The 19,235-nt window shown below is 71.9% G+C and carries 12 protein-coding genes; 8 read left to right on the top strand and 4 right to left on the bottom strand.

The genetic code is table 11. The features are described 5' to 3' along the window. The first annotated feature begins 19 nt into the window (after positions 1 to 19). The 6 genes from ACZ5WC_RS01950 (at position 20) to ACZ5WC_RS01925 (ending at position 13,420) form a co-directional block, all read left to right on the top strand. Complete coding sequence (locus ACZ5WC_RS01950) at positions 20 to 1,744, top strand: glycoside hydrolase family 13 protein (RefSeq protein WP_468538969.1); 1,725 nt, start codon at positions 20 to 22, stop codon at positions 1,742 to 1,744. Beyond that, positions 1,729 to 2,787 (top strand): LacI family DNA-binding transcriptional regulator, encoded by a 1,059-nt coding sequence (locus tag ACZ5WC_RS01945; RefSeq protein ID WP_468538968.1) that lies wholly within the window; start codon positions 1,729 to 1,731, stop codon positions 2,785 to 2,787. Before ACZ5WC_RS01950 ends, ACZ5WC_RS01945 begins: the two co-directional genes overlap by 16 nt. Before the next feature lie 361 nt (positions 2,788 to 3,148). After that, positions 3,149 to 4,873: a carbohydrate-binding module family 20 domain-containing protein gene (locus ACZ5WC_RS01940; RefSeq protein ID WP_468538967.1), complete on the top strand. Its 1,725-nt coding sequence runs from the start codon at positions 3,149 to 3,151 to the stop codon at positions 4,871 to 4,873. A 94-nt stretch (positions 4,874 to 4,967) separates the two neighbouring features. Next, positions 4,968 to 10,295: a pullulanase-type alpha-1,6-glucosidase gene (gene pulA, locus ACZ5WC_RS01935; RefSeq protein WP_468538966.1), complete on the top strand. Its 5,328-nt coding sequence runs from the start codon at positions 4,968 to 4,970 to the stop codon at positions 10,293 to 10,295. Between the two features lie 181 nt (positions 10,296 to 10,476). Continuing rightward, a complete protein-coding gene (locus tag ACZ5WC_RS01930; protein ID WP_468539394.1) occupies positions 10,477 to 12,600 on the top strand; it encodes an ATP-binding protein in 2,124 nt (707 codons plus the stop codon). Between the two features lie 115 nt (positions 12,601 to 12,715). Further along, on the top strand, positions 12,716 to 13,420 hold the full coding sequence (locus ACZ5WC_RS01925; protein ID WP_468538964.1) for a DUF2470 domain-containing protein: 705 nt from the start codon (positions 12,716 to 12,718) through the stop codon (positions 13,418 to 13,420). Here ACZ5WC_RS01925 and ACZ5WC_RS01920 read toward each other — a convergent pair. Genes ACZ5WC_RS01920 through ACZ5WC_RS01910 form a run of 3 tightly spaced genes read right to left on the bottom strand, consistent with a single transcriptional unit; the run spans position 13,417 to position 16,184 of the window. Next, complete coding sequence (locus ACZ5WC_RS01920; RefSeq protein WP_468538962.1) at positions 13,417 to 14,160, bottom strand: TetR/AcrR family transcriptional regulator; 744 nt, start codon at positions 14,158 to 14,160, stop codon at positions 13,417 to 13,419. The two genes, ACZ5WC_RS01925 and ACZ5WC_RS01920, sit on opposite strands and share 4 nt — an antisense overlap. A 35-nt stretch (positions 14,161 to 14,195) precedes the next feature. Then, positions 14,196 to 15,275: a PDR/VanB family oxidoreductase gene (locus ACZ5WC_RS01915; protein ID WP_468538960.1), complete on the bottom strand. Its 1,080-nt coding sequence runs from the start codon at positions 15,273 to 15,275 to the stop codon at positions 14,196 to 14,198. Positions 15,276 to 15,278: 3 nt separating this feature from the next. Next, positions 15,279 to 16,184: a metal-dependent hydrolase gene (locus ACZ5WC_RS01910; protein ID WP_468538958.1), complete on the bottom strand. Its 906-nt coding sequence runs from the start codon at positions 16,182 to 16,184 to the stop codon at positions 15,279 to 15,281. A 139-nt stretch (positions 16,185 to 16,323) separates the two neighbouring features. Between ACZ5WC_RS01910 and ACZ5WC_RS01905 the strand changes: the two genes are divergently transcribed. Together ACZ5WC_RS01905 and ACZ5WC_RS01900 are read left to right on the top strand one after the other, a co-directional pair. After that, on the top strand, positions 16,324 to 17,064 hold the full coding sequence (locus ACZ5WC_RS01905) for a class I SAM-dependent methyltransferase (protein WP_468538956.1): 741 nt from the start codon (positions 16,324 to 16,326) through the stop codon (positions 17,062 to 17,064). 27 nt (positions 17,065 to 17,091) lie between these two features. Further along, positions 17,092 to 17,592 (top strand): hypothetical protein, encoded by a 501-nt coding sequence (locus ACZ5WC_RS01900; RefSeq protein WP_468538955.1) that lies wholly within the window; start codon positions 17,092 to 17,094, stop codon positions 17,590 to 17,592. A gap of 33 nt (positions 17,593 to 17,625) precedes the next feature. Here the strand turns inward: ACZ5WC_RS01900 and ACZ5WC_RS01895 are convergent, their stop codons facing one another. Beyond that, positions 17,626 to 19,173, bottom strand: coding sequence for a DUF1996 domain-containing protein (locus ACZ5WC_RS01895; RefSeq protein WP_468538953.1), 1,548 nt, complete (start codon positions 19,171 to 19,173; stop codon positions 17,626 to 17,628). Between the last annotated feature and the right edge of the window lie 62 nt (positions 19,174 to 19,235).

Below are 19,235 nucleotides of genomic sequence, written 5' to 3'. Positions count from 1 at the left end.
CCGACACCCCAGGGACGACATGACCCAGCACCTCGCTGCCCCCTCCACCGGCACGTCCGACGACGCCCCGGGCCACCGCACCGGCTGGTGGCAGGACGCGGTGATCTACCAGGTCTATCCACGGAGCTTCGCCGACGGCAACGGAGACGGCATGGGCGACCTCGCCGGCGTCACCGCCCGCCTGCCCCACCTGAAGGACCTGGGCGTCGACGCGGTCTGGCTCTCCCCCTTCTACGCCTCCCCGCAGGCCGACGCGGGCTACGACGTCTCCGACTACCGGGCCATCGACCCGATGTTCGGCAATCTGCTGGACGCCGACGCGCTGATCCGCGAGGCCCACGGCCTGGGCCTGCGCATCATCGTCGACCTGGTCCCCAACCACTCCTCCGACCAGCACGAGTGGTTCAAGCGCGCCCTGGCCGAGGGCCCCGGCTCCGCCCTGCGCGAGCGCTACCACTTCCGCCCGGGCAAGGGCGCGAACGGCGAACTCCCGCCCAACGACTGGGAGTCCATCTTCGGCGGCCCCGCCTGGACCCGTACGGCCAACCCGGACGGCACCCCCGGCGACTGGTACCTGCACCTCTTCGCCCCCGAACAGCCCGACTTCAACTGGGAGCACCCGGCCGTCGCCGACGAGTTCCGCTCCATCCTGCGCTTCTGGCTCGACATGGGCGTCGACGGCTTCCGGGTCGACGTCGCCCACGGCCTCGTCAAGGCCGAGGGTCTGCCCGACCTCGGGGCCCACGACCAGCTCAAGCTGCTCGGCAACGAGGTCATGCCCTTCTTCGACCAGGACGGCGTCCACGAGATCTACCGCAGCTGGCGCACCATCCTGGACGAGTACCCGGACACGATGGCGGCCGGAGGGCCTTCCTCGGAGGGGCGGCGGGTGACGGGCGGGCGGATCGCCGTCGCCGAGGCGTGGACCCCCACCGTCGAGCGCACCGCCAACTACGTGCGCCCCGACGAGATGCACCAGGCCTTCAACTTCCAGTACCTGGCGACCGACTGGGACGCCGAGGAACTCCGCAAGGTCATCGACGTCTCGCTCGACGCGATGCGCCCCGTCGGCGCGCCCACCACCTGGGTGCTCTCCAACCACGACGTCACCCGGCACGCCACCCGCTTCGCCAACCCGGCGGGCCTGGGCACCCAGATCCGTACCCCCGGCGACCGCGAACTCGGCCTGCGCCGGGCCCGCGCCGCCAGCCTGCTGATGCTCGCCCTGCCCGGCTCCGCCTACGTCTACCAGGGCGAGGAGCTCGGCCTGCCCGACGTCACCGACCTGCCCGACGAGGCCCGCCAGGACCCCTCGTTCTTCCGCGCCGAGGGCCAGGACGGCTTCCGCGACGGCTGCCGCGTCCCGATCCCGTGGACCCGCGAGGGCACTTCGTACGGCTTCGGCGACGGCGGCAGCTGGCTCCCGCAGCCCGCCGGCTGGGGCGAGCTGTCCGTCGAGGCGCAGACCGGCGTCGAGGGCTCCACCCTGGAGCTGTACCGGGCCGCCATCGCCGCCCGCCGGGAACACCCGGGCCTCGGCGCGGGCACCGATGTCGAATGGCTCCAGGCCCCCGAAGGCGTCCTCGTCTTCGCCCGCCCCGGCTTCGTCTGCACCGTCAACACCACCGGTGCCCCCGTCCGCATCGCGGCCCGCGGCCGGGTGCTGCTCGCCAGCTCCCCGGTCACCGTGGACGGCGCCGAGGCCGAGCTGCCCGCCGACACCACGGTGTGGTGGACGGTGTGACACTGCCCGCGCCCAGGGCCACCGCCGGACCCCGCCTCTCCGACATCGCCGGACAGGCGGCGGTCAGCGAGGCCACGGTCAGCCGGGTCCTGAACGGGAAGCAGGGCGTCGCGGACTCCACACGTCAGCGGGTGCTCGCGGCGCTCGACATCCTGGGCTACGAACGGCCCGTACGGCTGCGGCAGCGCAGCGCCGGACTGATCGGCCTGGTGACGCCCGAACTCACCAACCCGATCTTCCCGGCGTTCGCCCAGTCCGTCGAACAGGTGCTGGCCGGGCACGGCTACACACCCGTGCTCTGCACCCAGGTGCCCGGCGGAGCCACCGAGGACGAACTCGTCGAGCAGCTCGTGGAGCGGGGCGTCGGCGGCATCGTCTTCCTGTCCGGGCTGCACGCGGACACCTCCGCCGACCCGGGGCGGTATGCCGCGCTCAGCGAGCGCGGCGTGCCGTTCGTCCTGATCAACGGCTACAACGAGCGCATCAGCGCCCCGTTCGTCTCGCCCGATGACAACGCTGCCGTGCGGATGGCCATCGGGCACCTCGCCGATCTCGGCCACCGCCGGATCGGCCTGGCCATAGGCCCGCAGCGCTACGTCCCCTCGCGCCGCAAGCGCGAGGGGTTCGTGGAGGCGGCCGTCTCCGTGCTCGGCATGGACCGCTCCGAGGCCGAACTGCTCGTCTGCTCCACGCTGTTCAGCGTCGAGGGCGGCCAGGTGGCGGCGGGTGCCCTGCTGGACGCCGGCTGCACCGGCATCGTCTGCGGCAGCGACCTGATGGCCCTCGGCGTGGTCCGCGCCGCCCGGGGGAGAGGCCTTGAGGTGCCGCGCGACGTCTCGGTCGTCGGCTTCGACGACTCGCCGTTCATCGCCTTCACCGACCCGCCGCTGACCACGGTCCGCCAGCCCGTGCAGGCGATGGCATCGGCCGCGGTGGGCGCGCTGCTGGAAGAGATCGGCGGGAGCCCGGTGCAGCGCACCGAGTACGTCTTCCAGCCGGAGCTGGTGGTACGCGGCTCGACGGCGGCGGTACGCAGCGACTGAACGGGACACCGGCACGTACAGGAGAGGCGCCAGGAGTCGGCCCAGGAAGGGCCGGCGGGGAGTTTCAGCGACTCCGGGCGCCTCTCCTTGTCGTGACCTGAGTCGCATGCAACGTAACAGGCCCGCAATATCTTGCGAAAGACCTTGCAGCAAGAAATCGCGAGGAGAACTGGCTTGTTTCGCCGGTGTGAGCGGGAGGTGTCCAAAGGGTTGACCGGTGCCTGGTGGCCTCGTACGGTCTGGTCCGCGGCAAGGTTTGCATTCTTGCAGCAAGAACCTTCAGGAGCCTTGAGGGCATGGCGCGTTGCCGGCAGAGGCTGCACCGTCCCCCGCGTTTCCCCCACCCGCAGGAGGAAAAGACATGGCACGCAGACCCCTGTCCGCCGCCCTCGCCCTCGTGGCCGGCGCCGCCGCCCTCGTCATCCCCACCGGATTCGGCACCGCCCCCGCCGCACAGGCCGCTGCCCCGGGCGACAGGGACGTCACGGCCGTGATGTTCGAGTGGAAGTTCTCCTCCATAGCCAAGGCCTGCACGGACACCCTCGGTCCGGCGGGCTACGGCTACGTCCAGGTCTCGCCGCCCCAGGAGCACATCCAGGGCGGCCAGTGGTGGACCTCCTACCAGCCCGTGAGCTACAGGATCGCCGGTCGCCTCGGCGACCGGGCCGCTTTCGGTGCCATGGTGAACACGTGTCACTCGGCGGGTGTGAAGGTCGTCGCGGACGCCGTCATCAACCACATGGCGGCGGGCGACGGCACCGGCACCGGAGGCTCCGCGTACACGAAGTACGACTACCCGGGCCTCTACTCCGGCAGCGACCTCGACGACTGCCGGGCCGAGATCACCGACTACAACGACCGCGCCAACGTCCAGAACTGCGAACTGGTCGGCCTCGCCGACCTGGACACCGGCGAGGACTACGTACGCGGGAGGATCGCCGGCTACCTCAACGACCTGCTCTCCCTCGGCGTCGACGGCTTCCGGATCGACGCGGCCAAGCACATGCCCGCCGCCGACCTCGCGGACATCAAGTCCCGGCTGAGCGATCCGAACGTCTACTGGAAGCAGGAAGCGATCTTCGGAGCGGGCGAGGCGGTATCGCCCTCCGAGTACCTCGGCACCGGCGACGTCCAGGAGTTCCGGTACGGGCGGAGCCTCAAGCAGGTCTTCCTCCACGAGAACCTGGCCCACCTGAAGAACTTCGGCGAGGGCTGGGGCTTCATGGAGTCCGGCAAGTCCGCCGTCTTCGTCGACAACCACGACACCGAGCGCGTCGGCGACACCCTCAACTACAAGAACGGCTCCGCCTACACCCTCGCCAACGTCTTCATGCTGGCCTGGCCCTACGGCTCCCCGGACGTCCACTCCGGCTACGAGTTCAGCGACCACGCCGCCGGACCGCCGAACGGCGGCCAGGTGAACGCCTGCTACAGCGACGGCTGGAAGTGCCAGCACGACTGGCGCGAGATCTCCTCCATGGTCGGCCTCCGCAACGCCGCACGCGGCCGGGCCGTCACCGACTGGTGGGACGACGGCGGCGACCGGATCGCCTTCGGCCGGGGCGACAAGGCGTATGTCGCCATCAACCACGAGGGCTCGGCGCTCACCCGGACCTTCCAGACCTCACTGCCCGCCGGGGACTACTGCGATGTGCAGTCCGGCAACGGGGTGAGCGTCGACGGGTCCGGCCGGTTCACCGCCACCGTCCCGGCCGGAACCGCCCTCGCCCTGCACGTGGACGCCCGGACCTGCGGGGGAGGGGGCTCTGACCCGAACCCCGGCGACGGCCCGTCCGGCGCCTCCTTCGGCGTCAACGCCACCACCCAGCCCGGCCAGAACATCCACGTCACCGGCGACCAGGCGGCCCTGGGCAACTGGAACCCGGCCCTCGCGCCGAAGCTCGACCCGGCCGCGTACCCCGTCTGGAAGCTGGACGTGAACCTGCCCGCCGGGACCTCGTTCGCGTACAAGTACGTCCGCAAGGACGGCGACGGCAACGTCACCTGGGAGAGCGGCGCCAACCGCACCGCCACCGTCCCGGCCTCCGGGAAGGTCACGCTGACCGCCGACGTGTGGCGCGGCTGACCTCCTGACGAACGCGCGGGCCGGTGACCGACGTCACCGGCCCGCGGTCCACCCTCCGCAAGCCCTCCTGACACCAGCCGAGGAGCACCCTCCCGTGTCCCGAACCTCCCTCAGGCGAGGGGCGGTGGCCGCCCTGTGCGTGGCGCTGCTGCCCGTCGTCCCGGCGGCCTCGGCCGCCGCGTCGCCCCGTCCGCCGTCCCCTCCCTCGGATGCCAGGCTCGCCCGTGAGGCGGCCCGGCACGACCTCACCCGTGAGCAGTTCTACTTCGTGCTGCCCGACCGGTTCGCCAACGGCACCACCGCCAACGACCGGGGCGGGCTGAAGGGCTCACGCCTGGAGCACGGCTTCGACCCCACCGACAAGGGCTTCTACCAGGGCGGCGACCTCAAGGGCCTGACGTCGAAGCTCGACTACATCAAGGGCCTCGGCACCACCGCCATCTGGCTGGCGCCGATCTTCAAGAACCGCCCGGTCCAGGGCACCGGCGAGGACGCCTCGGCGGGCTACCACGGCTACTGGATCACCGACTTCACCCAGGTCGACCCGCACTTCGGCACCAACGCGGACCTGGAGCGGCTGATCGACAAGGCCCACGCCAAGGGGATGAAGGTCTTCTTCGACGTCATCACCAACCACACCGCCGACACCGTCGACTACGCGGAGAAGGCCTACGGCTACAAGCCGAAGGGCGCCTTCCCCTACCTCAGCAAGGACGGCCGCCCCTTCGACGACCGCGACGGCGTCAGGAAGGTCGACCAGGACTCCTTCCCGTACACCCCGGTCCAGACCCCGGGCACCGGCAGGAAGGTCCCGGCCTGGCTCAACGACCCCACCATGTACCACAACCGGGGCGACTCGACCTGGGCCGGCGAGTCCAACGAGTACGGCGACTTCTCCGGCCTCGACGACCTGTGGACCGAGCGTCCCGAGGTCGTGAAGGGCATGCGGAAGATCTACGAGAAGTGGGTCCGCGACTTCGACATCGACGGCTTCCGCATCGACACCGTCAAACACGTCGACCTGGACTTCTGGACCCAGTGGGCCACCGCGCTCGACGCCTACGCGGCCGAGCGGGGCCGGGACGACTTCTTCATGTTCGGCGAGGTCTACTCCGCCGACACCGAGATCACCTCGCCCTATGTGACCCGGGGCCGCCTGGACTCCACCCTCGACTTCCCGTTCCAGGACGCCGCCCGGCAGTTCGCCTCCCGGGGCGCGCCCGCCGACCGGCTCGCCTCGGTGTACGCGAACGACTACCGCTACACCACGGACAAGGCCAACGCCTACGAACAGGTCACCTTCCTCGGCAACCACGACATGGGCCGCATCGGGACCTTCCTCAAGCAGGACAACCCGAAGGCCGACGAAGCCGAGCTGCTGAAGCGGGCCCGGCTCGCCAACGAGCTGATGTTCTTCGGGCGCGGCAACCCGGTGATCTACTACGGCGACGAGCAGGGCTTCACCGGAGCGGGCGGCGACAAGGACGCCCGCCAGACCCTCTTCGCCTCGAAGACCGCCGACTACCTCGACGACGACCAGCTCGGCACCGACCGCACCCACGCCTCGGACGCGTACGACACCAAGCACCCCGTCTACCGCTCCATCGCCGCCCTGTCCAAGCTCACCAGGAACCACCCGGCGCTGCGCGACGGCACCCAGATCGAGCGGACCGCCGAAGGGGCGGAGGGCTCGGTGTACGCCGTCTCGCGCATCGACACCAAGCGCCCCTACGAGTATCTCGTCGCCTCCAACAACGGCACCAGCCCGAAGGAGGTGCGGCTCGCCACCGAGTCGTCCGGCATGAACTTCCGTACGCTGTACGGCGGTTCCGGCACTGTCCGCAGCGGGGCGGACAAGGCGGTCACCGTCACCGTGCCCGCCCTCTCCAGCATCGTGCTGCGGGCGGACAGGCGTGTGGGCGCCCCGGCCGCCAAGCCCGCGATCGCTCTGAAGGCCCCGGCCGCCGGAGCCACCGGCACCGTGGAGATCGCCGCCGACGTGGACGGCGGACAGCTCAACCGGGTCGTCTTCGCCGCCCAGGTGGGCAACGGGAAGTGGCAGACGCTCGGCAGTGCCGACCACGCCCCGTACAAGGTCACCCAGTACCTCGACGAGACGGTGAAGGCGGGAACGCCCCTGCGCTACAAGGCCGTTGTCGTCGACCGCACGGGCCGTACCTCCAGCGCCCTCGCCTCGACCACCGCCGGTCAGGCCCCGCCGCCCGGGAAGCCCGTCGCCGTCGAGCGGGACCGGGCCGTCGTCCACTACCGGCGCGCCGACGGCGACTATGAGGGCTGGCAGCTCAAGTCCGGTGACAAGACGGCGGAGTTCATCGGGCGGGACGCGTACGGCGCGTTCGCCTGGCTCGACCTGGAGGAGGGCGCGGACTCGGTCCCGTACACCGTCGAGAAGAACGGCACCCCCGACGGCCCGGAGCGGACCATCGACCTGTCCATGACCGGGCAGGTCTGGGTCGAGCAGGGCAAGGACGAGCAGGCGGTCGAGGCCCCCGAGGCCCCGCCCCAGGACACCGCCAAGGCGGTCCTCAACTACCACCGCCCGGACGGGAACTACGACGGCTGGGGGCTGCACACCTGGGCCGGGGCCAAGGAGCCCACGGACTGGTCGAAGCCGCTGATGCCGGCGAGGGAGGACGCCTACGGCGTCACCTTCGAGGTGCCGCTCGTCGACGGGGCCACTTCGCTCAGCTATATCCTCCACAAGGGCGACGAGAAGGACCTCCCCAGCGACCAGTCCCTGGACCTCACCACCTATGGCCACGAGGTCTGGCTGCTCGGCGGCAAGCCCGGCTACCTCCTCCCGCAGACCGGCGGCGGCCCGGCCCCCGACCTGTCGAAGGCCCAGGCGCAGTGGATCGACGCGGACACCGTCGTCTGGAAGGTGAAGGCCACCGACGCCACCAGCCAGCAGCTCGTGTACGCGAAGAAGGGCGGCATCTCCGTCGTCGACGGGGCGCTGTCCGACGAAGGCCGGTGGCTCCGGCTCACCCCGGCCGCGCTGAGCGATGGGCAGAAGGCGAAGTTCCCCCACCTGAAGGACTATCCGGCCTTCACCGTCGACGCCCGTGACCGGGACCGCGTCCGGGAGTCCCTGCGCGGCCAGCTCATCGCCACCCAGCGCGCCGCCAACGGCGCCCTGCTCGCCGCCACCGGCGTCCAGACGGCGGGCATCCTGGACGACCTGTACGGGAAGCACGCGGCGTCCGCCGAACTCGGCCCGGTCTTCCGCAAGTCCAGGCCCACCCTCTCGGTGTGGGCCCCGACCGCCCGGACCGTCTCGCTCGAACTCGGCGGCCGCACGCACCCGATGAAGCGCGACGGGCGCACCGGCGTCTGGTCGGTCACCGGGAAGAAGGGCTGGCGGGGCAAGCCCTACCGGTACGCCGTCACCGTCTGGGCGCCCACCGTCCAGAAGCTGGTCACCAACAAGGTCACCGACCCCTACTCCACCGCCCTGACCGCCGACTCCGCCCGCAGCCTCGTCGTCGACCTCACCGACCCGAAGCTCGCGCCGCGCGGCTGGTCCGGCCTGGACAAACCCGCCGCCACCCCGCTGCGGGACGCCCGGATTCAGGAACTGCACGTCCGCGACTTCTCGATCACGGACCGCACGGCGAGGCACCCGGGGGAGTACCTGGCCTTCACCGACACCCGCTCCAAGGGCATGCGGCACCTGAAGAAGCTGGCCGACTCCGGCACGAACTACGTCCACCTGCTGCCCGTCTTCGACATCGGGACGATCCCGGAGAAGAAGGCCGACCAGGCCGAGCCCGCCTGCGATCTCTCCGCCTACGCCCCCGACTCCGAGGAGCAGCAGGCCTGCGTGAGCGAGGCCGCCGCCGAGGACGGCTTCAACTGGGGCTACGACCCCTTGCACTACACCGTCCCCGAGGGCTCGTACGCCTCCGACCCCGACGGCACCCGGCGCACGGTCGAGTTCCGGCGGATGGTCCAGGGCCTCAACCGGGCCGGGCTGCGCACGGTCATGGACGTCGTCTACAACCACACCGTCGCCTCCGGGCAGCACGACAAGTCGGTGCTCGACCGCATCGTGCCCGGCTACTACCAGCGACTCCTGGAGGACGGCACCGTCGCCACCTCCACCTGCTGCGCCAACACCGCGCCCGAGAACACCATGATGGGCAAGCTCGTCGTGGACTCGGTCGTCACCTGGGCCAAGGAGTACAAGGTCGACGGCTTCCGCTTCGACCTGATGGGCCACCACCCGAAGGACAACATCCTCGCCGTCCGCAAGGCGCTGGACGAGCTCACGCTCGCCAAGGACGGCGTCGACGGCAAGAAGATCATCCTGTACGGGGAGGGCTGGAACTTCGGGGAGATCGCGGACGACGCCCGCTTCGTCCAGGCCACCCAGAAGAACATGGCCGGGACCGGCATCGCGACCTTCTCCGACCGGGCCCGCGACGCCGTGCGCGGCGGCGGCCCCTTCGACGAGGACCCCGGCGTCCAGGGCTTCGCCTCCGGCCTCTACACCGACCCCAACTCCTCCCCGGCCAACGGCACCCGCGCCGAGCAGAAGGCCCGGCTGCTGCACTACCAGGACCTGATCAAGGTCGGCCTCAGCGGCAACCTCGCCGACTACACCTTCACCGACACCTCCGGGCGTACGGTCAGCGGCTCCGACGTCGACTACAACGGGGTTCCCGCCGGATACGCGGCCGTCCCCGGCGACGCACTCGCCTACTCCGACGCCCACGACAACGAGACGCTCTTCGACACCCTCGCCTTCAAGCTCCCGGCGGGGACCACGGCCGCCGAACTGGCCAGGGCCCAGGTGGTGGCCATGGGCGCCGCCGTCCTCTCGCAGGGTCCCTCGCTCTCCCAGGCGGGCACCGACCTGCTGCGCTCCAAGTCCCTGGACCGCAACTCCTACGACAGCGGCGACTGGTTCAACGCCCTGCACTGGGACTGCCGCGACGGCAACGGCTTCGGCCGGGGCCTGCCGCCCGCCGCCGACAACCAGGACAAGTGGCCTTACGCGAAGCCGCTGCTGGCCTCGGCCGGGACGATCGCACCCGGCTGCGCCCAGATCGAGGGGGCGTCCGCCGCCTACCGGGACCTGCTCACCATCCGCGGCACCGAGAAGGAGTTCTCCCTGAGCACCACCGGCCAGGTGCAGTCGGCCCTGTCCTTCCCGCTCTCCGGTCCCGCCGAGACCCCCGGAGTGATCACCATGCGCCTGGGCGGGCTGGCCGTCGTCCTCAACGCCACCCCGGAGACCGCCACCCAGCGGCTCGCCGCACCGGCCGGGAGGACGTACGCGCTGCACCCCGTCCAGGCGAAGGGCGCGGACCCTACTGTCAAACGAGCCAGGTACGACGGGAAATCGGCCACTTTCACCGTCCCGGGACGTACGGTGGCCGTCTTCACTCTGCGCTGACCTCCGACGGCACTACGGTGACGGCAGACGTCGGCGAAGGAGCCGCGACAGCCGTCCCGGTCCGCCCGGCCGGTCCCGCTCTCCCCGTCGGGGGAGGCGGGACCGTGCCGGCTCGCGCGGCAGGAGCCCCGAACGGGGCGGTCGGCCCACCGACGCCCCCTGCCCCAGCGTGCGGACGGTGATGATGACCAAGGTGGGATACCTTCCCGAGGAGATGAGCAGCTTCGTCGGGAGGCGGGCCGAACTGGCCCGGCTGCACACCGCGTTGACCACCCGGCGGATGACCACCCTGATCGGCCCCGGCGGCGTCGGCAAGACCCGGCTCGCGCTGCGGGCCGCCCGCGCCGTCGCCGACGGCTACCCGGACGGCGCCTGGTGGGCAGACCTCTCCCCGCTCTACGGCGACGGGCTGCTGCTCCCCACCGTCTCGGACGCCGTCGGGCTCGCCGACCACACCCTGCGGATGCCCGTCGAGGCGCTCTGCGAATGGCTCAGCGACAAGCGGCTCCTGCTGGTCCTCGACTCCGCCGAACACCTCCGGGGCCCCTGCTCCCACCTGCTGGCCGAGGTCCTCACCACCTCGCCCGCGCTGACGGTCCTGGTCACCAGCAGGCAACCGCTGGGCACCCGGGGGGAGTACGTCGTCGAGGTGCCGCCGCTCCCGGTCGACGGCGCCCCGGACGCGCTCCAGCTCTTCGCCGACCGGCTGCGCGCCGCCGACCCCCGCGCGGGTCTGGACGGCCCCGGGGACGAGGCGGCCGCCGCCGAGATCTGCCGCCGCCTCGAAGGCATCCCGCTCGCCATCGAACTGGCCGCCGCGGGCATCGGCCGCCACACCGTGGCCCAGCTCGCCGACCGCATCGGCACCCGCTTCGACGTACCCGGACCCGGCCGGGGCGGCCCCGGGGCGTCCGGCGGCGTCGCGGCCGTCCCCGGCCTCGGAACCTCCCGGCTCGACATCCTCGCCGACGAGTCGGTCTGGCCCCGCCGGCACCGCACCCTGCGTACCGCCATCGGCTGGTCCCACGAGCTGTGCTCCCCGCTCGAACGCCTCCTCTGGGCCCGCCTCACCCCCCTGCGGACCGACTTCGACGAGGAGGTCGCCCGCGAGGTCTGCGCGGGCGGCCCGCTCACGCCCGACGACGTGGACCGGGCCCTCCAGGGCCTGGTCGCCCAGTCCGTCGTCCAGCGCGACGGCCGCCGCTACCGGATGCTCGACACCCTGCGCGAGTACGGCCGGATGTGGCTCGTCGAACTGGGCGAGGAGCACGCGGCGGCCGAACGGCACGCCGCCAGCTTCCTCGGCCTCGCCCGCCGCGCCCACGAGGGCTGGAGCGGCCCGGACCAGGTGTCCTGGTACCACAAGGTGTCCGACGCCCACCTCGACCTGTGCGCCGCTCTGGAACACCTGCTCGCCCACGACGTCGCCGGGGCCCAGGAGATGGCGGGCCGGGTCGGCTTCTTCTGGGCCTGCTGCGGCCATCTGTCCGAGGCGCGCGACTACACCCAGCGCGCCCTGGACGCGGGCCCCGTCGACGGCCCCCACCGGACCCGGCTGCACTGGGTGCTCGGCGTCGCGGCGCTGCTCCAGGGCGACTTCGCGACCGCAGAGAAGTACGGTGCCCTCTGCACGGCGATCGCCCTGTACGACCGGGACGACGAGGGCATGCTCGGCGCCACCTACCTCTCCGGCCTCACCCAGCTGATGACCGGGCAGCCCGAGGCGGCCCTGGAGGCGGCCGAACGGGTCCTGCGGATGACCGGGAACGTCCCCGCGGACTCCGCCCACCGGCTGCGCTGCCACCTGGTCACCGTCTTCGCGCTCACCGCCCTGGGACGGCTGGCCGAGTCCGAGGCGGCCGCCACCGCGCTGCGCAGGTCCTGCGAACGCGGTGGCGAGTTCTGGACCCGCGCCTACGCCGACTACCAGCTCGCCCTGATCGCCCTGCTCCGGGGCGACCCCGAGGCCTCCGCCGCGCACGCCCGGGCGATGCTCGCGGGCAAGCACCGGCTCCGTGACAGCTTCGGCATCGCGCTGGGCCTGGACATCCTGGCCGCCGCGATCGCCGCCCAGGGGGCGGGGGCGCAGGCCGCCCGGGTCTACGGCACGGGACAGGCGTACTGGCGGATGGTCGGCCACCCCCAGCGCGGCACCCCCGAGCTGGGGCCGGTCCGCGAGAGGTGCGAACGCCAGGCGCGGGCGGCCGTCGGCGACGAGGCCTACCAGCGCGCCTTCGAGCGCGGCCAGTCGGACAACGCGGACGTCGGACTCGCGGCCGCCCTGCGCACCGAACTCCAGCTCTGACCCGGCCGTGGGGTGTCCGGTGTCCCCGGGCTACCCGCACCCTCGCCCTTGTGGGTAAGGTTAGGCATACCTAAGTATCCACTTGGGTCTCGCTGACTGCCCCTGGAGAACTCGGATGCGTCCCTTCAGCCCGCGCGCCACGCAGCCGACCCGCGCCGAGCGCGTCCGGTCGATCCTGACCGTCGCCCACTCCATGACGGTGGTCAGCGACGGCCTGCACACCGAAGTCCGCCGCCTCGACGGCACGGCGGCGATGGGTCACATCCACCTGCACGCCCCGAACGACGGCGGTCACGCGCCGTCCGCCGAACGGGTCCCGGCCCGCCTGGAGTTCACGGACATCGCCCCCACACCCGTACGCGACCGGCTGCGCGCCCGCGTCACGGTCACCGGACTGCTGTCCGCCCCGTACGGCAACGGCACCGAGCAGTCCACCTGCATGGAGTTCGGCCAGGCGGTCCTGGAGGACGTCGAGGGGCGCACCTTCGTCACCCTGGAGGAGCTGGAGGAGGCGCAGACCGACCCGATCGCCGCCTGCGAGGCGGGGATGCTCACCCATCTGGTGGACGACCACGCCGAGCTCGTCCCGCTCCTGCTGCGCCTCGTCAGCCCCCGCCCGGAGCGCGGCATGACCCGGGCCGTGCCGCTGGCGATGGACCGCTACGGGGTGACCCTGCGCCTCGAATACCCGAGCACCCACCAGGACGTCCGGCTGCCGTTCCCCCGCCCGGTCACCGAGATCGACCAGGCGGGCCCGCAGATCCACGCCCTGCTGGCCGCCGCCCGCCGCGTCTCCCACAGCAACGGACTGCCCGCCTAGCGGGTGGTGTCGCCAGGGGGCGGCAGGCGCTGCGCCGGGACCGCGGGCACATCCGGGGCGAGGGCGGAGAGCCGGGCCAGCAGATCCCCGAACGGGCCGTCCACCGGCTCCTGGGCCAGCACCCGCAGCACGATGCCCGCCATCTCCTGGTCGTACGCGGCGCTGACGGCGGCCAGCGCGGCGAAGTCGTGCACCAGCTGCATCTCCAGCTCGGCGCGCGGGATGCGCCGCCCGTCCAGCCAGATCAGCGCCGTGGACTCGGCCAGCGAGACCCAGGAGCGGACCACCAGCTCCAGCCGCGCGGGCGGTTCGGCCACCCCGAGGTGCGTGATGATCTGCTCGTACGCGGCCTGCCGCACCCCGTCGATCATGGCGTTCGCCGTCGATGAGCCGACCGCGGGCCCGCCGCGCATCAGCGCCGAGAACCCGGGGCCGTGCTCGTCGACGAAGTCGAAGAACCGCCCCATCACCCGCAACAGCCGTGCGCCCAGGGGCCCTTCGAGAGGCTCCAGGAAGCGGGCCGCCAGCTCGTCGGCGGCGCGCCGCAGCGCCGCTTCGTACAGGCTCTGCTTCCCGGGGAAATAGTGGTAGACCAGCGGCCGTGAGATCCCCGCGGCGGCGGCGATCTCGTCGATCGACACGTCATCGGGCGAGCGGCGGCTGAACAAGTCCAGCGCGACGCCGATCAGTTGCTGCCTGCGCTCGTCGACGCCCATCCTGCGCCGCACCCCGGTCGTCATGCGAACAGCCTATCCGGGGCGCGGCAGCACCGGCCTCAGAGGTCCAGCACCAGGCGCTCGCCCCGGCAGCGCGAGACGCAGATCAGCATCGAGTCGCCCCGCTCGTCGTCGGTCAGCAGCTCGTCCCGGTGCTCGACCTCGCCTTCCAGTACGCGCTGTTGGCAGGTTCCGCAGAAGCCCTGCTCGCAGGAGTACGCGACATGGGGCAGCTCCGCGCGGACGGCGGCCAGCACCGACTGCCCGGCCGCGACCGGCACGGTTCGCCCGCTGCGCCGCAGCTCCACATCGAAGGCCGAGGAGTCCACAGGGCCCCCGCCCGTCGTCGCGGAGAAGCGCTCCAGGTGCAGCGTGCAGCCCTCGGGGAGCGCGGCGGTGACGGCGTCCATCAGGGGCCCGGGCCCGCAGCAGTAGACCGCCGTGCCCGGGGCGAGCCCGGTCAGCGCCGCGGCGACGTCCGGGTGGCCCGCCTCGTCCTGGGCGACGACCGTGACCCGGCCCCCGCCCGCGCCGAGCTTCTCGATCTCCTCCAGGAACGGCATGGAGGCCCGCGACCGGCCCCCGTACAGCAGCCGCCACTCCGCCCCCGACGCGGCCAGCGTCCGCAGCATCGGCAGGACCGGCGTGATCCCGATGCCGCCGACGACGAAGACGTAGGCGGGGGCCTCGGTCAGCGGGAAGCGGTTGCGCGGCCCATGCACCTCGATCTCCAGGCCCTCCCGGAGCTGTTCGTGCACTTCCCGCGAACCGCCCCGGCCGTCCGCCACCAGCCGGGTCGCCACCGTGTACCCACCGGTGTCGTCCGGGTCGCCGCACAGCGAGTACTGCCGCACCAGGCCGGAGGGCAGCACCAGGTCCAGATGCGCGCCGGGCTGCCAGCGCGCCAGGCCGGTCCCCTCCAGCCGGAGCTGGACGACGCCCTCGGCGACCACCGTCCGTCCGGTGATCAGCAGCCGGCGGATCGTCGTCGACCGCCGCTGGGAGTGGCCCGATACCGGCTCGGGCAGGGCGGGCAGCGGCCACAGTGGAGACCGGGCGATCCGGCGCTTCAGAGCCCGCCGGGAGAGCAGGGCGGCGCCGGTGACGAGGGCGACGGTACGCAGACGGGGCAGGGCCATGGGTCAGGAGCTTCCCGTCGTACGGGCCTCGGCGGCGAGCGCCGCGGGCGAGTGGGCGAGGTAGTCGACGGCCTGGGCCGTACTGCCTTCCTGCGATGGGTGGTAGGAGCGGCTGAGATAGCTCGGCACGGACCGCAGGATCGCGCCGGTGCTCGGCAGCGTGCCCTGCTTCCCGCTCGTGTGGAACGCCTTGAACGTCGCCCTGCCGTCCAGCAGGCTCGGGTCGTTCTCCATGAAGAACCGGGTCCCGCGCTGCCAGAGGAACACCAGCGCGGAGAAGGCCGCGGCCCAGGTCCGCACCCGCCGCCGGTAGCCGCCGTCGACGTGCATGAAGACGTCGAAGGCCACCGACCGGTGCTCCACCTCCTCCGCGCCGTGCCAGCGCAGCAGGTCCAGCATGGTCGGGTCCGCGCCCCGCCGGTCCAGCGCCTCGGCGTTGAGGATCCAGTCACCGAGGAAGGCGGTGTAGTGCTCGATCGCCGCGATCATCGCCACGCGCTCCATCAGCCACCACGTGGACGCCCGCCCCGGCGGCAGGGTCCGGTCCCCGAGCAGCTTCTCGAAGAACCAGTCGACCTGCGCGGTGTACGGGGTCGGGTCGAGGCCCAACTCCCGCAGGTGCGGCAGCACATCGTCGTGCGCTTGCGCATGCACGGCCTCCTGCCCGATGAACCCGATGACGTCCTCGCGGAGCCGGTCGTCGTGGATGTACGGGAGGATCTGCCGGTAGACGTGGATGAACCAGCGTTCCCCGGCCGGGAGCAGCAGGTGGAGCACGTTGATGGTGTGCGTGGTGAAGGGGTCGCCCGGCACCCAGTGCAGGGGGGTCTGCTCCCAGGCGAAGGACACCTTGCGGGCCTTGAGGGGCGTCCGCTCCGACGCGACCGCCGCTGGCTGCGTGTTAGACATGGTGTCAATGTACTGACGGGTACCCGGGGGGACCAGAGGCGTGCACGGAATTCCCCGCGCGGACGCGGGAGGCCGCGCGATGATCGCCCGTATGACGAAACCAGTGGCGGAACCAGTGACGAGTCGGGTGCCGAAACCCGTGCAGGCGCGATCCTTCGACGCGGTGGCCGCCGCCTATGACGCGAACCGTCCTTCCTACCCGCCCGCCCTGTTCGACGCCGTCGAGGACCTGGCCGGACTGCCGCTCGCCGGAGCCCGGGTCGCCGACGTCGGGGCCGGTACGGGGCTCGGTACGGCACGGCTGTGCGAGCGCGGGGCCCGGGTCACCGCGGTGGAGCCGGGCGACGGGATGGCCGAGCAGTTCCGCCGGAGCCTGCCGGACGTCCCCGTGGTCCGGGGCGACGGGAACAGCCTGCCGCTGCGGACCGGCTCCGTGGACCTGATCACCTACGCCCAGGCCTGGCACTGGACCGACCCGGCCCGGTCCGTCCCCGAGGCGCGCCGGGTGCTGCGGCCGGGCGGGGCGCTCGCCCTGTGGTGGAACGACGCCGACCCGTCCGCGCGGTGGCTCCTCGACCAGGAACGGCGGCTGCGCACGTTCTTCGGGGCGGAGATACCGGCCGCCCCGGACGACCGGGCCCGCTTCCGGGCCGCGCTGCCCGACGGGCTCGATTTCCGCACCCGGCAGGTGGCGTGGAGTCGCCGTGTGCCGCTGGACGTCCATCTCGGCAACCTGGCCACCCTCTCCGACTTCCTGATCCGTGAACCGGCTGCGGTCCGCGACTACTTCGACCGCGAACGGGCCCTGCTCGCCGCCCTGTTCCCCGACGGCGAGGTCGAGGAGGTGTATGTCGTGAGTCTTGCCGTAGCTCACCCCTGAGCCTGCGTCCGGGTGCACGATGGGTTGATGGCGACGACACGATCGGACGGGCGGGGCGGACCGCGAGCCGGGGCCGCCGTGGTGGCTCTGGCGGGACTTCTGCTCCTGGCCGGGTGCAGCACGCAATCCGCCGACGACGGCGACGGCAGCGGCGGCCGGGAGCGGCCCACGCCGCCGCCCGCCGCCACGGGCACCCTGGAGGAGCTGGCGAAGAAGGCGGACTGCGACCCGAACGTACAGACCGACGCCGAGGAGCTCCGCCAGGCCAACTGCACGACGGACGACGGACGTTACGTACTGACCACGTTCGCCACCGACCGCGGCCAGCGGGAGTGGATCAACGAGGCCAAGGACTACGGCGGCTCCTACCTCGTAGGGCGGCAGTGGGTGGCCGTCGGCGATCCGAAGGTGGTCGCAGCGCTGCGCGGCCGGCTCGGGGGGACGGTGGAGACCGCCTCGCCTCACCACTCGGGGAACAGTGGCGGAGGGGGGAGCGAGGACGGGCACTCCGGTCACCACGGGAGCTGACCGCGCAGGTTCACGGGGGCCGTACGCGCCGCGTCAGCGGCAGCGGCGGCCGTCGTTGATGCACCGCACCATCTTCTTCATCAGCCGGTCGTCGAAGACGTTGATGAAGTCACCGTGATCGGTGATGGGCTTGTGCAGCTGTTCGGGAAAGGAGTCGACGGCGAAGCCGGGACCGGGCGGGACGTCGTAGACGACGCGCTGCACCAGCTGCGGCACGGCCCGGAAGCCGCTCGGGCAGCGCCCGTTGTCCTGGGCGAACGCCACATGGGTGCGGTGGTTGGCGCTGTCGGTGTTCCGCCCGTCCCAGCAGCTCTGGAAGGCGAACGTGCGCACCACCTGACTGCCCTCGGGGCAGATCGGGTACTTGTCCTTGAGCTGACGGTCCTCGAATCCGGTACAGCTCCACGAGGCGTTGGCATTGGCGTCGCCGTTGGTGAACGCCTTCGCGTCCCCGGTGATGATCCGCAGGAAGCGCGGCATCGCGGTGACCTTCCCGACGGGTGAGCCGACGAACTTCAGCGTGACCTCGGAGGGCGTCTGGATCTCCCCGACGTTCTGGTCCCGGCCGCCGCCGTCGGCGTCCACGTCGTTCTCGTCCTGCCCGTTCTGGAGCCGCAGGACGGGCCAGTAGTAGGTGGAACGGTCGCCCTGGTTGCGGCAGGTGGTGGCGCCGTTAGCCAGATCGTCGTCGCCGGCGAACGCGTCGTTGGCCTGGTTGCCGACGTAATCGTGCATATGGTGCGCGCCGTTGCTCACGCCGGGCGCGACGATGACGTTGTCAGGGTTGAACTTCCCGTTCTCGTTGCGGCCGCAGTCGGTGGTGAAGGTGCCCCGGGAGGCGTTGCGGCGCTGGCGGGGCCGGTCGACATTGGGCTGGACGGACTGGATATCGACGAAATCGGCGGCCACGGGACCGTTGCCGCCCTGCCCCTGCCCGGAACCTTCCCCCTGGCCGGGATCTTGGCCAGGATCTCGGCCGGGGTCCTGCCCTTGCCCTCCGTACTGTCCCTGCCCGGCGTTCTGCCCCTGATTCCAGCCCTGGTCCTGCCCCTGGCCGTCGTCATCGCCACCGCTACTGCCGCCTCCTCCCCCGCCTCCGGGGCGGCTGTCGTCGGCGCGCAGGCTGCAACCGGCGAGGCTGTCCAGCCCTCCAGGCCGCTCCGCGACGCGCCCGATCACGGTGCTGATGCGGTCGAGGCTCGCGGCCCGCTTGCTGCGCAACGGCCCGAGCACGGCGTTCTCGGCCAGCCCGGGATCGCGGGCTATCTGCTCCTTCCGGTCGGCGAACTGCCGGTAGGCATCGGTGATCTGGGTATCCATCGCCGCGAGTTCACGGTCGACCTCGCCCCGGACCCGGTCCGGCACCTCGGCCAGTCCGTTCACGGCTTCGGGGCAGACGATGGTGGACAACTGGCGGCCTGCGTTCTGCGTCCGGGTGGGCGGAGAACCGGACGGTCCTTCCCCCGCGGAGGCGTAGACATTGACCGCGACCAGCCCACCTCCCCCCAGGATCAGGGCGGCGGAGGCGGCAATGGCCCGGTTCGCCAGCGTGGAACGTTTCTTGCGGGATGTGCGTCGCATGGGACTCCTCTGCTTCGAGGGAGAAGCGTGACGTCCCATACGGACGGGCCGAGCGGCCCGTT

Source organism: Streptomyces sp. NPDC033165 (assembly GCF_055577965.1).
The sequence above is the reverse complement of the archived record's forward strand: the minus strand, read 5'-3'. Positions and strand labels throughout refer to the sequence as shown.

Excerpts from the sequence above, each read along its gene's own strand:
- ACZ5WC_RS01950 (WP_468538969.1), top strand. The coding sequence starts at position 20 with ATGACCCAGCACCTCGCTGCCCCCTCCACCGGCACGTCCGACGACGCC.
- ACZ5WC_RS01940 (WP_468538967.1), top strand. The coding sequence starts at position 3,149 with ATGGCACGCAGACCCCTGTCCGCCGCCCTCGCCCTCGTGGCCGGCGCC.
- ACZ5WC_RS01930 (WP_468539394.1), top strand. The coding sequence starts at position 10,477 with ATGATGACCAAGGTGGGATACCTTCCCGAGGAGATGAGCAGCTTCGTC.
- ACZ5WC_RS01925 (WP_468538964.1), top strand. The coding sequence starts at position 12,716 with ATGCGTCCCTTCAGCCCGCGCGCCACGCAGCCGACCCGCGCCGAGCGC.
- ACZ5WC_RS01920 (WP_468538962.1), bottom strand. The coding sequence starts at position 14,160 with ATGACGACCGGGGTGCGGCGCAGGATGGGCGTCGACGAGCGCAGGCAG.
- ACZ5WC_RS01915 (WP_468538960.1), bottom strand. The coding sequence starts at position 15,275 with ATGGCCCTGCCCCGTCTGCGTACCGTCGCCCTCGTCACCGGCGCCGCC.
- ACZ5WC_RS01910 (WP_468538958.1), bottom strand. The coding sequence starts at position 16,184 with ATGTCTAACACGCAGCCAGCGGCGGTCGCGTCGGAGCGGACGCCCCTC.
- ACZ5WC_RS01900 (WP_468538955.1), top strand. The coding sequence starts at position 17,092 with ATGGCGACGACACGATCGGACGGGCGGGGCGGACCGCGAGCCGGGGCC.
- ACZ5WC_RS01895 (WP_468538953.1), bottom strand. The coding sequence starts at position 19,173 with ATGCGACGCACATCCCGCAAGAAACGTTCCACGCTGGCGAACCGGGCC.